The sequence below is a fragment of the Psychrobacillus vulpis genome, from assembly GCF_006861825.1.
GTDB lineage: Bacteria > Bacillota > Bacilli > Bacillales_A > Planococcaceae > Psychrobacillus > Psychrobacillus vulpis.
In genome coordinates this window covers 233,116-247,983 of sequence record NZ_VDGI01000003.1, presented here as the reverse complement: position 1 = coordinate 247,983, position 14,868 = coordinate 233,116, and the positions used below count along the sequence as shown (strand labels likewise).

Sequence of the window (14,868 nt, the reverse complement as noted above, 5' to 3'; positions counted from 1 at the left end):
CCTCTCTATGTAGATGACGTTTCAGTTCATTATAAGTTCTATCATATATGATTTCTCTGGTGAATAAAAGAAAAAAAGAAAAGAGTAAGTATATCTCTCTTTTCTTTTCCTCCGATTATGAATGTCTAACTTCCTTTTATCCATACAGATCCTGCTCACAACACATAAAAAAACGTTACTAAGTCGCCAACAAATTAAGTCTGTATTTATTTCTTCTGTATTCAAATCAAATATACCAGCCGCCATTTACTCTAATGATTTGACCAGTTATATAGTTTGCTTTTTCGCCTACTAAAAAAACAACTGCATTCGCAACATCTTCTGTAGTACCGAAAACCCCTGCTGGAATTTCCTCTAGTAACATTTGGCGTGTATCCAATTCCACATGTTGGTTCATTTTTGTATCAATAAATCCTGGTGCAACTGCATTCACTGTAATTTTTTGCGAAGCAACCTCTTTCGCATATGCTTTTACAAATGCATGCTGAGCACCTTTTGCAGCCGAATATGCAGCTTCATAAGATGCACCTGTATCCCCCCAAATAGAACCTACAAAAACAACAGAAGCATTAGCCTTCTTTCGAAGCTTTGGAGTTAACTTAGCTAATAAAGACATGGGATGTTCCACATGAACCTGAAATAGTTGACGTATTTCTTCAATCGAAGTATCCTCTAATCCTTTATACAGACTATGACCTTGCGCAAATATTACCGCCTGTAAAGAAAAAATTGCAGAAGATAATCTTTCAATAGATTCTACATTTCGCAAATCCGCTTGCACAGACATAAATTCCTGTTCTTTATACGATGCCTCTAGTTCTTCTAAAAGTCCCATAACACGTTCTTTACTGCTCGCAAAATGTAAGTACAAAGACCAGCCATCTTCTGCGAGCTTATGACTGATTGCATGGCCGATTTCACCAGAAGCACCTACTACTAATGCAAACTTTTTACTCATTGACCTTTTTTCTCAAAAGGAACTATTGTAAAAATTGTATGCGTTTCTTCATTTTTCAGTGTTTCAAAAGCATTTTTCACTTGTTCCATTGTTAAACTTTCTAAAGCTGGTACTACATCGAATAAATTCATCTCGTTGAATGAATAACGTGTAAACTGATTAGCAATATATTCAATAGAATTTAATGCTCTTAAAAAGTATCCGATTTTTTTACGAGTAATACGCTTTAAATCTTCATCAGAGAAATTCCACTCGTTTGTATTATCTAGAATCGTTTGTTTAATCGATTTTACAAGAGTCTCTGGATTTGGAGAATCTGAACCAATCATCGTAAATCCATATCCTTGTTCCATCGAAAAATCAGCCGAATACGATTCGTCAACTAAGCCTTTGTCATATACATCTTGATAGAATGCAGAAGTCCTTCCAAAAATCAGTTCAATAGCTACTTGCATGGAAAGTTCAAAATTTAACATCTCATTTCCAGAAATAGTTGCATTATTAGATTTGATCCCAAAAATAACTTTCGGTTTTTGCACATCCATTTGTAATGATCGTTCTGAATATGCAACTGAATTTTGTTCAGTTGGGAAAAATCGCTTTATTTCCTGTGGTTCTTCAAATGATTTCGCCGCTTGATCTTCTTTAATAAAATTCATCATTTGATTTGGATCCACTGCCCCGACGACAAATACTACCATATTGGATGGATGATAAAAAGTATGATAACACTCATATAAATGATCTGCCGTGATTTGATTGATCGATTCAATAGTACCTGCAATATCAATTTTCACTGGATGCTCTTTATACATATTCTCAATAGCACCAAAGTATAAACGCCAATCAGGTTGATCATCATACATCGTAATTTCCTGGGCAATGATTCCCTTTTCTTTTTCAACAGTTTGTTCTGTAAAATAAGGTTGCTGTACAAAATCGAGTAATGTCTTCGTATTTTCTAGTACATGGTCTGTGGATGAAAATAAGTACGTAGTTTTTGTAAAAGAAGTAAATGCATTTGCTGATGCACCTTTTTCACTAAACTTTTGAAATACATCTCCTTCTTCTTTTTCAAACATTTTATGCTCTAAAAAGTGAGCAATTCCGTCTGGGACAATAACAGGTTCCTCTTTACCGATAGGAATAAATTCACGATCTATCGAACCATACTTTGTTGTAAAGGTTACAAAGGTTTTTGAAAATCCCTTTTTCGGTAATATATATACATTTAGACCATTAGGTAATTGTTCATGATATAACGTTTCTTCTAGTTGTTTAAAATACGTTTCATTCATTGTCTGCACCCTCCTTGCCAGATAGGAAATAGACGAATTCCTTCTCTATTTTAGAAGCCATTTGTTGAATTTGTTCTTTTGAGACTTTGGACCATTTTTCTATCCATTCTTCTACTGTAAATGCTTCATTCAATTCTTTATATTGATCGTAAATTTCAATTTGAGCTCGAGCAGAATCTAAGGCTTCTTTTAGCTGATTTATTAACATAGATCTTGTTTGATTGATTTCTAAATCAGAAATGTCACCTGCTTGCATTACTTTTAACTGCTCATCTATTAATAAAACTGCCTTTTCTTGTAAGTTCGCATCAATACCCGCAAAGACAAATACTAAACCATACAAGGAAGAATAACTACTCGAAGCATAATAAGCCATACTTTCTTTTTCACGTACATTCATAAATATTTTCGAGTGTGCAAATCCACCAAATATACCATTCGTCATCTGCATGATTGGAAAGTCTTCGGAATAAAAATTAATTGGAGTGTGATAGGCGATATGTAATTTACCTTGCTTCATATCTTGTATTTCATGTAAAAAGTCTTTTTCATGTGATGCCTGCTTTATATCCACTGTTGATGGTTCCTGGACTGGTGTTCTACTAGAAAAACGGAAATGTTTATCCATTTTTTCTTTTATTGCTTCCACATTCACGTCTCCTACGACATAGATGGATAACTCATCGGATGAGAGTATTGTATTGTACATTTCAACTAATTGCTCGTTAGTTATCTGTTGCACTGTAGATACCGTTCCATTTGCAGAAATAGATGCAGGATGATTTGGTCGAATATTTTCTAGTAAACGTTGCTGTGCATACCTAGTTTTATCATCATACATCGATTGAATTCTTTCAATGACCTGTTCCTTCTCGCGCTTTACAATGGAATCCACAAATTTTCCATTCTTCATAAGTGGTTCAAAAATGACAGTTGATAATAATGAAAAGACTTCATCTACTACCTTTTCATTGGACAAATACGCGTCATTCACTGTTTCAGCATTTAAAGAAAGGATATGATAATTCCCTTTTTTCGTTGTATCGAAATATAAAACTGCTCCATATAAATCATCTAAGCGTTTTCGAAACTCTGCATTCGACGTATACACATTATTACTATATTGCAATATATTTGCGAGTACAGAACGAATAGCAGCATTTTGTTCAGTTATTTGCTGTTTCCACTTAAATGAGATACTGATCGTTTTAAATTGTTCTGTTGGTCTTACATAAAGCTTCACACCTTGCGCGAGCTTAAATTGTTGAAACATATAATTATCCCCCTTTTTCTCTCTAGTTTAACTCATTCATCTATTCACTATACATGTTCAAGTTATTCCAATACAAACAAAAAGGGACCAACAAATTTGGTCCCTCTTCTGAAGTAAGTAGTACAAAAAACGAACTGTACAACTTTTATTATCTTTTCCCTTTAATATAAGGCTTACCAATCGATTTTGGTGCATGAGCTTTTCCAATAAATCCAGCAACAGCCAAAATTGTCAATACATATGGTAAAATATGCAAATAATAACTTGGGACTTGATCAATATATGGAATTTGACCACCTACGATACTTAAGGCTTGGGCAAAACCAAAGAATAAGGCAGCTCCGAGTGCCCCAAGTGGATGCCATTTACCAAAGATCATTGCAGCTAATGCCATGAACCCTTGTCCATTAATAGTCGTATGACTAAACTCTCCAGAAATCGATTGAGAATATACTGCACCACCGATACCAGCTAATGCACCAGATACTATTACTGCAATATAGCGCATTCTTGTTACATTAACTCCCATCGTGTCAGCAGCCATTGGATGTTCTCCAACTGCACGTAAACGCAAGCCAAAAGGTGTTTTATAAATAATAAACCAAGCACATAAAGCTACTCCGATTGCTAAAATCGATGTTGAATATACATTTTTAAAAAACATTGGACCTAATACTGGAATTTCACTTAAAAACGGAATATCAAATCGAATAAAGCGTTCTTGAATATAGTCAGTCTGTCCTTTACCATAAATCATTTTTACAGAGAATAGAGCCACTGCTACCCCAAGCATATTGATTGCTACCCCTGATATTGTCTGATCCGCACGGAACGAAATTGCCGCTACCGCATGCATTAATGAGAAAATACCTGATACAACCATTGCAGCTAGTAATGCTACCCATGGAGTCGCTGCGCCAAATGTATCCACAAAGAACAAGTTGAAAAGGATCCCAATAAAAGCACCCATAACCATTAAACCTTCAAGTCCAATGTTAATAACTCCTGAACGTTCAGAGAAAACTCCACCAATAGCAGTGAAAATTAAAGGAGCTGCATAGAAAATAGCAGATGGGACAATAAAATATAGAACCTCTAAAAAGCTCATATTATTTCGCCTCCTTTTTCTTATTCTTTTTCTCAAGGAAGTAGCGAATAACGTAACCACATGCTACGAAGAAAATGATGATTGCTATTACAATAGAAACAATTTCAACTGGTATATCAGCTGCGTTAGGCATATTTAAAGCTCCATATTTTAATGCACCAAATAATGTTGCACCAAAAACAACTCCTAAAGGTGTGTTCGCACCTAAAAGCGCTACCGCAATACCATCAAACCCAATTCCAGTAAAGCCACCTTTAACACTCGCGTATTGAAAAGTACCAAGTGCTTCCATCGCACCAGCAAGTCCTGCAAATGCCCCTGAGATAACCATAGAGAGAATAATATTTTTATTTACATTCATACCTGCATATTCAGAAGCATTTTTATTGAATCCAACTGCTTTCAATTCAAAACCAATCGTTGTTTTTTCTAATATAAACCACATAACTAATACCATAGCAAGTGCAATGAAAATACCATAATGTAATCTAGAATAATCCGTTATGCTTTCAAAAAATACAGATTTTAAGGAAGCGGTTTCTTTAATAGTTCCTGTATTTTCTCCGCCATCAGACATCGCTCGTATTAGTACGTTGGTTGTATGAAGCGCAATATAGTTCATCATGATTGTTACAATTACTTCATGGACTTGTAATTTTGCTTTTAAAAGACCTGGAACTAAAGCCCATAATCCCCCTGCAACAGCGGCAGCAATAATTGCAAATGGCAAATGAATATACATCGGAAGATCAAAAGCTACTCCAACATATGCTGCTGCAAACCAGCCGACAAGAAGTTGTCCTTCCACTCCGATATTAAATAATCCAGTACGGAAAGCGAATGCAACCGCTAGTCCTGATAACAGATAAGGTGTTATTTGGCGAATTGTTTCACCAATTGCATATGAATCTCCAAAAATACCATTCCATAATGCAGTGTAGCCCTTTACAGGATCATATCCACTTACTAACATGACAATGGCCCCTACGAGCAAACCTAAAATAACGGATATAACAGGGACAAGTATATTAACTAATCTATTCGACATGCTGTTGTTCCCCCTGTTTTACATCTTTTCCTGTTTTATGTTGACCTGCCATTAGTAACCCTAATTCTTGCTCGGTAGTATCTTTTGGCTGTAAAGTATCGACAATTTGACCATCATAAATAACAGCAATACGGTCAGAAACATTCATTACTTCGTCTAATTCAAAGGAAAGTAAAAGTACAGCTTTCCCTTTATCACGCTGTTCAATAAGGCGTTGGTGAATAAACTCAATAGCTCCAACATCAAGACCACGAGTTGGAAGAGCAGCGATTAAAAGCTCTGGATTTCGAATAACTTCGCGTCCAATAATTGCCTTTTGCTGATTTCCACCTGATAAAGAACGAGCAAGCGTTTCTTCACCTTGTGTCCGAACGTCATAATCTTTAATAATTTTTTGTGCTAGTTCTGAAACCTTACCATAATCGATAATGCCGTTTTTAGAAATTGGAGGTGCATAATATGTTTGCAAAGCAATATTATGTCCAATTGAGAAATCCATAACCAATCCGTGTTTATGACGGTCTTGTGGAATATGCCCAACACCAGCTTCTGTTATTTGACGCGGCTTTTTATTTGTAACATCTTGTCCATTTATCTTGATCGAACCACTTTTTACTTTACGAAGACCTGTAATAGATTCGATTAATTCTGATTGACCGTTTCCATCAATCCCTGCTATTCCAACAATTTCGCCTTTACGAACAGTTAAGTTTAGACCTTTAACTTTTTCAATCCCACGATAATCTGTGACAACTAAGTTGTTCACCACTAATGATTCTTCTGTAGGATTTGCTTCATCTTTTACTGTAGTGAAATCTACTTGTCTACCAACCATTAACGAAGCAAGTTCATTTGGATTTGTTTCTTTAGTAATAACAGTTCCAATACCTTCACCTTTGCGAATAACTGTAACACGGTCAGATACATCCATTATTTCTTGTAATTTATGCGTAATCAAAATAATAGACTTTCCTTCTTGGATAAGTCGCTTCATGATTTGAATTAGTTCATGTATTTCTTGAGGAGTAAGAGATGCAGTTGGCTCATCAAAGATTAATATTTCTGCTCCACGATAAAGTGTCTTTAAAATTTCAACGCGCTGTTGCATCCCTACAGATATATCTTCAATTTTAGCGTAAGGATCAACTTCTAATCCATACATTTCAGATAGAGACTGGATTTTTTTAGCAGCATCTTTAATGTTAATAATTCCACTCTTCGTTAACTCATTACCTAAAATTATATTTTCAGTTACCGTAAATTTTTCCACAAGCATAAAATGCTGGTGAACCATTCCGATACCTAGATCATTCGCTACATTAGGATCTGTAATTTTTACAGATTTCCCATTAACTTTTATCTCCCCTGCTTCTGGTTGATATAAGCCAAATAATACATTCATTAGAGTAGACTTCCCAGCTCCATTTTCCCCTAAGAGCGCATGAATTTCTCCCTTTTTTAGTTGAAGGGTGATATTATCATTTGCTACAAACGATCCAAACTCTTTCCGAATGCCCAGCATCTCTATTACATAATCCAATGAATTCACTCCCTACTATACTAGTACAAAATTAATACAGGAAAGACTTTAAATTTTTAACTACCAGAATGTTAAAAGAATGCTATATTCATCATTATTGTCAAGCATTATCGAGACAATCTGAACATGTCCACCTGCAAAATTAGATTTTGCATTCTACCAAAATAAGACTTTAAATATTTAAAATCTTTCTTCTACTAATTAAAATATCATAAAGACCGAAAAGCATCGGCCTTTATGATGTTAGATAAAGTAAATTATTCTACTGTTTCAGGAACAGTAATTTCGCCAGCAGCGATTTTTTTAGAGTATTCTTCAATTTGATCTAAAACGTCTTGTGGAATTGCACCACGAGAATCTGCAAGCTGTACACCTTTTTCTGCTAAACCATAAGTAACTGTTTTCCCACCAGGGAAGTTTCCAGCCATTGCCTCTTTCGCAATTGTTTGAACTGCGATGTCAACACGTTTTTGCATTGAAGTAAGTGTGATGTTAGTATCACCAACAGCACCTTCTTCATATTGGTCAGAGTCAACTCCGATTACCCAAACGTTAGCATTAGCATCTTTTGTTTTACGTTCTTTCGCTTCCGCAAATACACCATTACCAGTACCACCAGCAGCGTGGAAAATAATATCCACTCCAGAAGAGTACATACGGTTAGCAGTTGTTTTACCAAGTGCTGCATCATCAAATTTACCAGTATACTGTACATCAACTTTAATGCTTGGATCTACAGCTTTAACTCCTTCTAAGAACCCAGCTTCAAAGCGTTCAATTACTGGAATTTCCATCCCACCAACAAAACCGATTTGTTTAGATTCTGACATTAAAGCAGCAGCAACACCAGCAAGGAATGAACCTTCTTGCTCTTTAAACATTACAGAAGCAACATTTGGTTTATCTACAATCCCATCGACAATTGCAAGTTGTGCATCTGGTTGTTGGTCAGCAATTGTACCAATTGGTTTTTCCATTAGGAAACCGATTCCATAAACTACATCGAAGTCACGACGTACTAAGCTGTTTAAGTTTGTGATATAATCAGCGTCTGACGCAGATTGAAGGTAATCATAACCACCGTCACCTTTTGCCAAGCCGTTCTCTTTACCAAATGCTTCAATACCTTCCCAAGCTAATTGGTTGAATGATTTGTCATCTACCCCTCCAACATCCGTTACCATTGCAAGAGAGAAATCTTTTGCTTCAGAAGAACCTTCTGAACCTTTTGAAGTTGTTCCTTCTTCTTTTGTTCCACAAGCTCCAAGGATAGTACCGGCAGCAAGTACAAGTGACAGTCCTAGTCCAAATTTACGTTTTGACAAATTGAAAACCTCCATTAATTTTCTTATTAGCAGGAATTTAAATCATTTTACACCCTTTTCCGAACAACATGAAAGCTAAACTTATCTGCTCGAAAATAATTTTTCGAGTATAAAACTACTCGATCATTTTCATCGTAGTGAAGTTGTTTTAATACAAGCAATGAAGTTTCTGGCTCACAATTTAATGTTGGTGAGGCAACCTCATGATATCCTACAGGATCAATAAATGCTACTGCATGAGATACACGAATATTTCCAGATTCCTCTAAGGCAGTAAAAATTGAACCTTCTTCTCTAACGAGAAAATCATTTGGTAAGTAGTTTTCTGGAACTTTATCGATACAATACACAACTGGTTCCCCATTTGCAGTCCGAACACGTTCCATAGAAATGATAGATTGCTCTTCACTACATTGAAAGCGTTTTATATCATCTTCAGAAGGAAGCGATTGCATAGAACTCAAGTAAATTGTACCAGGCTCCATTCCAGCACTTCGGATCATAGATGAAACACTTGTAAGTTGCTCAATTCCTGAAGTGAAAACAGGTTTAGAATTCACAAATGTGCCTACACCATGCCTTCTAATGATAACATTCTCCTCTTCCAGTAATCGAAGAGCTTCTCTTAAAGTTGCACGACTTACTCCAAGTGATTTAGCCAATTCAAATTCAGAAGGAAGTTTTTCCTTCTCTTTGAATACGCCATTTTCAATGTCTTGTTTAAGACGATCAATTACTTGAAGATATAAATGACGATGGTCTAATTTTATTGTCAACGAAAACACCACCATTTTGAAGAGATCAGACCTCTGATGTAAAACTTTCCTACTAATCAGTCATACTATACCATTTTTAATCATTGAAATAAATAGTTTTATTCATAATTCAAAAAAAGATTTAATGAAAATTTTATGTTGCTGTAATCTTATTGTCACATTAAATCATTATCTAATGGGTGTTTTGGAGCAAGTACTTGACGCGGTTTACTTCCTTCATAAGGCCCAACTACTCCACTCAACTCCAGTTGATCTATAATCCGGGCTGCTCTAGAATACCCAATTCTGAAACGACGCTGTAGTAGAGATACGGATGCAGTTTGCATTTCTGTTACTAATTGCACAGCATCATCATATAGTTCGTCTCGATCCATTTGTTCTTCTGTCGCTTCTGCTTCATCTGGAATCATCTCTTCTTGATAACTTGCTTTTTGTTGCTCAATAACAAAATCAACTACTCGCTCTACTTCTGCATCAGATAAGTAAGCACCTTGAACACGAACGGGTTTTGAACTTCCTGCAGGTAGGAATAACATATCTCCTCTTCCTAATAGCTTCTCTGCACCACCCATATCTAGTATCGTTCGTGAATCAATTGCAGAAGAAACAGCGAATGCAATCCTTGAAGGAATGTTTGCTTTAATAATACCTGTGATTACATCTACACTTGGCCTTTGTGTTGCAATGATTAAATGGATACCAGCTGCTCGAGCCATTTGTGCTATACGAGTAATAGAATCTTCTACATCGTTTGAAGCAACCATCATTAAGTCCGCTAACTCATCAACAATGACAACGATATACGGTAACTTTGGATGTTTTTCTTCATTTTCTTCATTCCATTTATCAATATGCTCGTTATAACCTTCCATATTCCGTGTACCAGTATGCGAAAATAAGTCGTATCTACGTTCCATTTCAGATACGATTTTTTTCAGTGCTTGTGATGCTTTTCTAGGATCCGTTACAACCGGAGCAAGTAAATGCGGAATCCCATTATATACGTTTAACTCAACCATTTTAGGGTCAATCATCATCATTTTTACTTCATGAGGCTTTGCTCTCATCATAATACTAATAATAATCCCATTTATACAAACACTTTTCCCACTACCAGTAGAACCAGCTACAAGTAAGTGAGGCATTTTGTTTAGCTCTGCTAACACTGCTTGACCAGTTACATCTCGTCCAAAACCGATGAGTAGTTTTAAGTTTGGTTTATTATTCTCTTTAGACTCTAGCACTTCGCTTAAACTAACAATAGCAACTTCCTTGTTAGGAACTTCAATTCCAACTGCTGATTTACCAGGAATTGGAGCTTCAATTCGAATATCTCGAGCAGCTAATGCTAACGCTAAGTCATCATGAAGACTAACAATACGGCTTACTTTAACCCCTACATCTGGTAGTACTTCATATTTTGTAACAGCAGGACCTAGATGTACTTGAGTTACTTTTGCTTTTACTCCAAAGCTTAAAAAAGTCTGTTCTAGTTTTTTCGCATTTGCTTGAATAGCATTCAATTCGCCACTCTGATCGCTATGTGCGGGAGCATTTAAAAGAGAGATAGCAGGCAGTTGATAATCTATATTTTCTACAACTTCTGAATCCATATTAATTTCCATAGGCTCATTAGGTTCGTTCGATTCGACCGGTTCTTCTCTTTTGGAAATGCGTTCTGTAAAAGCGGATATAATTGGAGCAGTTACCTGTTCCACTTCTTCCTCCATTACTACTGGTCGTACTTCATGTATTGTGACAGCCTCTTCCTGTAGTGCTTCTTTCTTCGTTCTTCTAGCTTTTCTTTCAGAAACAACTTGCTTCTTTTTTTTCTTTCTATTCATAATCAGTTCTTTTACTCTCGGAGACACCTCTATTAAGTATGGCACAAGTGCTTTTCCCGTTAATAATATAAGACCTATTAAGAGTAATAACCAACCAGCAACTTTTGCCCCAGCAGAATCAAACAAAACATGGAATGTCGCAAACAGAACTGCACCAATCATTCCGCCTCCTAGGGAACTACTCCTATCAACAATTCCACCACTCTCGACTATAACTCGGTAGCTTTCTCTAAGGACGGAATTGGAAACCAAAGCTTTACCATCAAATAATTGTTGAAAAAGTGCCAAATGACTAAATAATAAAAGACTACATAATATAGATGCACAGCCTAATAGCAATCGATGATTCCAAGAAGGTACAGTCTGCTTTATCATGATGATTAGTGCAAAAACTATTAAAATAAATGGGACTGCAATATGCCAGTTACCAAATAGGAAATAACCAACGTAAGCAAACCCCCTGCCAACTAAGCCATATTCAAAGAAAGAAATGATGGCAACGCCAATAACGAGTAATCCTATAATTTCATACATTAGAGGATGCATTGTTTGATTACTTTGTTTTTTTGTTGGTCTTTTTTTCTTTCTAGCCAAAATAACCACCTACTTTCCTTAAAGATAAAAAGGATTTCCTTCCGCTAGCGGCAAGGAAATCCTCAAACTCATATTAATATTCCATAATAATCGGGATGATCATTGGACGTCGTTTTGTTTGTTGGAATAAATATGAATTTAGCGTATCGCGGATTTCTTGTTTAATGTTTGTCCATTCAAACGTTTCTTTATTCACATATTTTTCAACAATTGTTCTTACAAGTTTTGCTGATTCATCCATAAGTTCTTCTGACTCTCTTACATAGACAAAGCCTCGAGATAGAATTTCTGGACCCGATGCAATTTTCTTTTGCGCACGATTTAATGTGACTACTACGATAAAAATACCATCTTGTGATAGAAGTTTACGATCTCGCAGTACGATATTACCTACATCACCTACCCCGATTCCATCAATCAGAACATTTCCTGCTTGTACTCTTCCACTCATTCTCATCTTGCCACTTTTATATTCGACAATATCTCCTTTATCCGCAATAAAGATTTCCGATTTTGTCATTCCAATATCTTGTGCCAATTTAGAGTGAGCTATTAGCATACGGTATTCACCTTGGATAGGGATAAAATACTTAGGTTTCGTCAAGTTAAGCATCATCTTTAAATCTTCTTGACTACCATGCCCAGATACATGGACGTTTTTACTTGCAGTTAATACTTTCGCTCCCGCCTTAGCAATTTGATTCATCGTTTGATACATACTAACTTCCATACCTGGCGAAGGTGTAAATGTGATTAAAACAGTATCAGAATCTTTTATTTTAATATCTTTATGATGCTTGCGAACCATTTTTTCTAGCGCTTCTAATGGTTCTCCTTGATTACCTGAGACAATTATTACAATTTCTTCGTCTTCATACTTTGAAATTTCTTTTATTGGAATAATCGTCTCTTCTTCAACTGTGAAGTACCCTAAATCTAATCCAATTTCAAAGATATTTTCTAAGCTTTTCCCTGCAATTGCAACCTTTTTGCCAGTTTCTGATGCTTTATCAAATACTTGTTGAATACGGATAAAATTTGAAGCATATAAAGACACTAGAATACGACCTCGAGCAGCGTGGAATGTTTCTGATAATTGGTTTTCAATAACTGCTTCTGACGTTGTATGTCCTGGTCTTTCTGCTTCAGTTGAATCTGATAATAAAATAAATACGCCTTCTTCTCCAAGTGCCGCAATTTTTGAAATATCTGGACGATACTTACCTTTTGCCGATTGGTCGAATTTAAATTCTCCTGTATGGACGATTGGACCTTCTGAAGTGTGAAATACAATGCCTAGTGAATCTGGAATACTATGTGTTGTGTGGAAAAATGTCACATATGTACTTTGGAAATTCATTCGGCTTTTATTTGTCACTTCAAAATATTTAACAGGCTGCTTTGTAGGTAGCGCTTTTAAATGTGTTTTTGCAAGGGCAATCGTTAATTTTGATCCGTAAACAGGGGCTTGTACTTTTTGCAATAGGTATGAAATAGATCCAATTGCATCTTCATGACCGTGTGTTAAAAATATTCCTTTTACACGATTTTTATTTTCTTCTAAGTAGGTAATATCTGGTATAACTATATCAATACCGAGCATTTCGTTTTCTGGGAACATCAGCCCACTATCTACAACGAATATCTCTTCATCAATTTCTACTACATACATTGCTTTTCCGATCTCCCCAACTCCACCGAGTGGGATGATTCGAATAAGTTCATTTTTCACTTTTACCAATTGTTTTCCTCCTAATATTAACCCGACCAACATCCACTAATTTTCATTATATCGAAGGTCGTCGATTCGCACAATAATAAAAGCATTCTACAACTTTTTGTTAGGAAGAATTTATCTAGATAGATATAAAAGTCAAACACCCTATTTGGACTTGAGAGTTATTCGTTCGGTTTAATCAAATTAAAAGCAACATCGATTAAAAGAATAACGGAAGCTCTATGGTTTGGATAATCAGTATAATAATCCTTACTTACAAATTAAAGGCACCTGAAGATGCAACGTTTGGAACAAAGTAAGAAACCGTGAGACAGTTCTTCTCCTACGTGCTTGAGCCCTTGTCTGTACCTAAGAACGTTTGTAGGAAGGTATCCACATTTCCCGCTCCTGGCGAACGCTTTCCGCGGGCGTGGCTTGAGCCGCTTCGGTCGCTATACTCCCTGCAGGGTCTCAAGACTCACGCTATTCCCGCAGGAGTCGTCGCCCTCCGCTCCAATCAACTAATGCTCTGAAAAATAAACGAGGTTACGTATTAGATCTAGCGATCATTGAGTTAGAAGTAGCCCTTCAATATGGGCATCGCATGAACGATTCAGGTTTATTTATCCCTATGTATATACTAAAAGCTCATATTCATGCAATGAACAGAAATTTTGTAGCAGCCCATGCTTTGCTAGATAGTACGATGGAAATTGTCAAAGAAAAGCATTGGATTAACTCATTGCGCACAATGAAAGCTTGCTGTAATTTAATAGAAGGAAATATTTCACAAGCAGAAGTCGAACTTTGCAAAGCAGAATCGAGACAACCTTTTTGGTTACTAGTAAATACCCGCTTATTATTGGTAAAAGGACAAGCAGAAGACGCGCTAAAAACGATTATTCAAGTAAAAACGAAAGCATTACAGGAAATGCAAGTATCCACCATTATAGAAACAGCTGTCCTTGAAGCAATTTGTGAAATGGAATTGGATCATGAAGATGCTGCATTGATGGCGTTGAACGAAGCATTAGGACACGGCGCACCTTATGGGTATATCCGCACTTTTCTAGATGAGAAGGCCATTGTTCCTTTGATGGAAACATACTTGAAAGTTCAGCAGACGAATACAAAACTACATTGGAGTTTTGTTCTGCTATCCTATCTAGAACAGCTGATCGAACATAGATATTCACAGGGGAGTTTACTAGACTCACTTACCCCACGTGAAAAGGAAGTGTTCACATTGTTAGTAGATGGTGCAACCAATCGTGAAATTGCTGAACGCCTCTTTCTTTCCGAAGGAACTGTACGCGTCTACTTAACAACTATTTACAGTAGGCTTGGGGTTAATTTTAGAGCGAAGGTTATGCTGATTAAGTAGAGT

General features: G+C 36.3%; 11 protein-coding genes. 1 reads left to right on the top strand and 10 read right to left on the bottom strand.

Annotated features, from left to right (window positions below):
- Positions 1 to 226 precede the first annotated feature (226 nt).
- The 10 genes from ymfI to FG384_RS05130 form a co-directional block, all read right to left on the bottom strand.
- On the bottom strand, positions 227 to 958 hold the full coding sequence (gene ymfI / locus FG384_RS05175) for an elongation factor P 5-aminopentanone reductase (RefSeq protein ID WP_142641519.1): 732 nt from the start codon (positions 956 to 958) through the stop codon (positions 227 to 229).
- The gene (yfmH, locus tag FG384_RS05170; RefSeq protein ID WP_142641518.1) at positions 955 to 2,256 is read right to left on the bottom strand and encodes an EF-P 5-aminopentanol modification-associated protein YfmH; all 1,302 of its coding nucleotides are present in this window, start codon (positions 2,254 to 2,256) and stop codon (positions 955 to 957) included. The genes ymfI and yfmH overlap by 4 nt, the downstream gene beginning before the upstream one ends.
- Complete coding sequence (gene yfmF / locus FG384_RS05165) at positions 2,249 to 3,529, bottom strand: EF-P 5-aminopentanol modification-associated protein YfmF (RefSeq protein ID WP_142641517.1); 1,281 nt, start codon at positions 3,527 to 3,529, stop codon at positions 2,249 to 2,251. The genes yfmH and yfmF overlap by 8 nt, the downstream gene beginning before the upstream one ends.
- A gap of 148 nt (positions 3,530 to 3,677) precedes the next feature.
- A complete protein-coding gene (locus FG384_RS05160; RefSeq protein WP_142641516.1) occupies positions 3,678 to 4,637 on the bottom strand; it encodes an ABC transporter permease in 960 nt (319 codons plus the stop codon).
- Between the two features lies 1 nt (position 4,638).
- The gene (locus tag FG384_RS05155) at positions 4,639 to 5,685 is read right to left on the bottom strand and encodes an ABC transporter permease (RefSeq protein ID WP_142641515.1); all 1,047 of its coding nucleotides are present in this window, start codon (positions 5,683 to 5,685) and stop codon (positions 4,639 to 4,641) included.
- Positions 5,675 to 7,225, bottom strand: a complete 1,551-nt coding sequence (locus tag FG384_RS05150; protein WP_142641514.1) for an ABC transporter ATP-binding protein — start codon at positions 7,223 to 7,225, stop codon at positions 5,675 to 5,677. Before FG384_RS05150 ends, FG384_RS05155 begins: the two co-directional genes overlap by 11 nt.
- Positions 7,226 to 7,482: 257 nt before the next feature.
- On the bottom strand, positions 7,483 to 8,550 hold the full coding sequence (locus FG384_RS05145; protein ID WP_142641513.1) for a BMP family lipoprotein: 1,068 nt from the start codon (positions 8,548 to 8,550) through the stop codon (positions 7,483 to 7,485).
- A 47-nt stretch (positions 8,551 to 8,597) separates the two neighbouring features.
- Positions 8,598 to 9,326 carry a GntR family transcriptional regulator gene (locus FG384_RS05140; protein ID WP_142641512.1) on the bottom strand — a complete coding sequence of 243 codons (729 nt, stop codon included), beginning with the start codon at positions 9,324 to 9,326 and terminating at the stop codon, positions 8,598 to 8,600.
- A 155-nt stretch (positions 9,327 to 9,481) separates the two neighbouring features.
- Positions 9,482 to 11,716: a DNA translocase FtsK gene (locus FG384_RS05135; RefSeq protein ID WP_142641628.1), complete on the bottom strand. Its 2,235-nt coding sequence runs from the start codon at positions 11,714 to 11,716 to the stop codon at positions 9,482 to 9,484.
- A gap of 121 nt (positions 11,717 to 11,837) precedes the next feature.
- Complete coding sequence (locus FG384_RS05130; RefSeq protein WP_142641511.1) at positions 11,838 to 13,505, bottom strand: ribonuclease J; 1,668 nt, start codon at positions 13,503 to 13,505, stop codon at positions 11,838 to 11,840.
- A 430-nt stretch (positions 13,506 to 13,935) separates the two neighbouring features.
- Between FG384_RS05130 and FG384_RS05125 the strand changes: the two genes are divergently transcribed.
- A complete protein-coding gene (locus tag FG384_RS05125; protein ID WP_338101317.1) occupies positions 13,936 to 14,865 on the top strand; it encodes a LuxR C-terminal-related transcriptional regulator in 930 nt (309 codons plus the stop codon).
- Positions 14,866 to 14,868: the final 3 nt, after the last annotated feature.

What these genes read in the sequence shown, in the direction of transcription:
- ymfI (WP_142641519.1), bottom strand. Translation starts at nt 958, where the DNA reads ATGAGTAAAAAGTTTGCATTAGTAGTAGGTGCTTCTGGTGAAATCGGC.
- yfmH (WP_142641518.1), bottom strand. Translation starts at nt 2,256, where the DNA reads ATGAATGAAACGTATTTTAAACAACTAGAAGAAACGTTATATCATGAA.
- yfmF (WP_142641517.1), bottom strand. Translation starts at nt 3,529, where the DNA reads ATGTTTCAACAATTTAAGCTCGCGCAAGGTGTGAAGCTTTATGTAAGA.
- FG384_RS05160 (WP_142641516.1), bottom strand. Translation starts at nt 4,637, where the DNA reads ATGAGCTTTTTAGAGGTTCTATATTTTATTGTCCCATCTGCTATTTTC.
- FG384_RS05155 (WP_142641515.1), bottom strand. Translation starts at nt 5,685, where the DNA reads ATGTCGAATAGATTAGTTAATATACTTGTCCCTGTTATATCCGTTATT.
- FG384_RS05135 (WP_142641628.1), bottom strand. Translation starts at nt 11,716, where the DNA reads ATGCATCCTCTAATGTATGAAATTATAGGATTACTCGTTATTGGCGTT.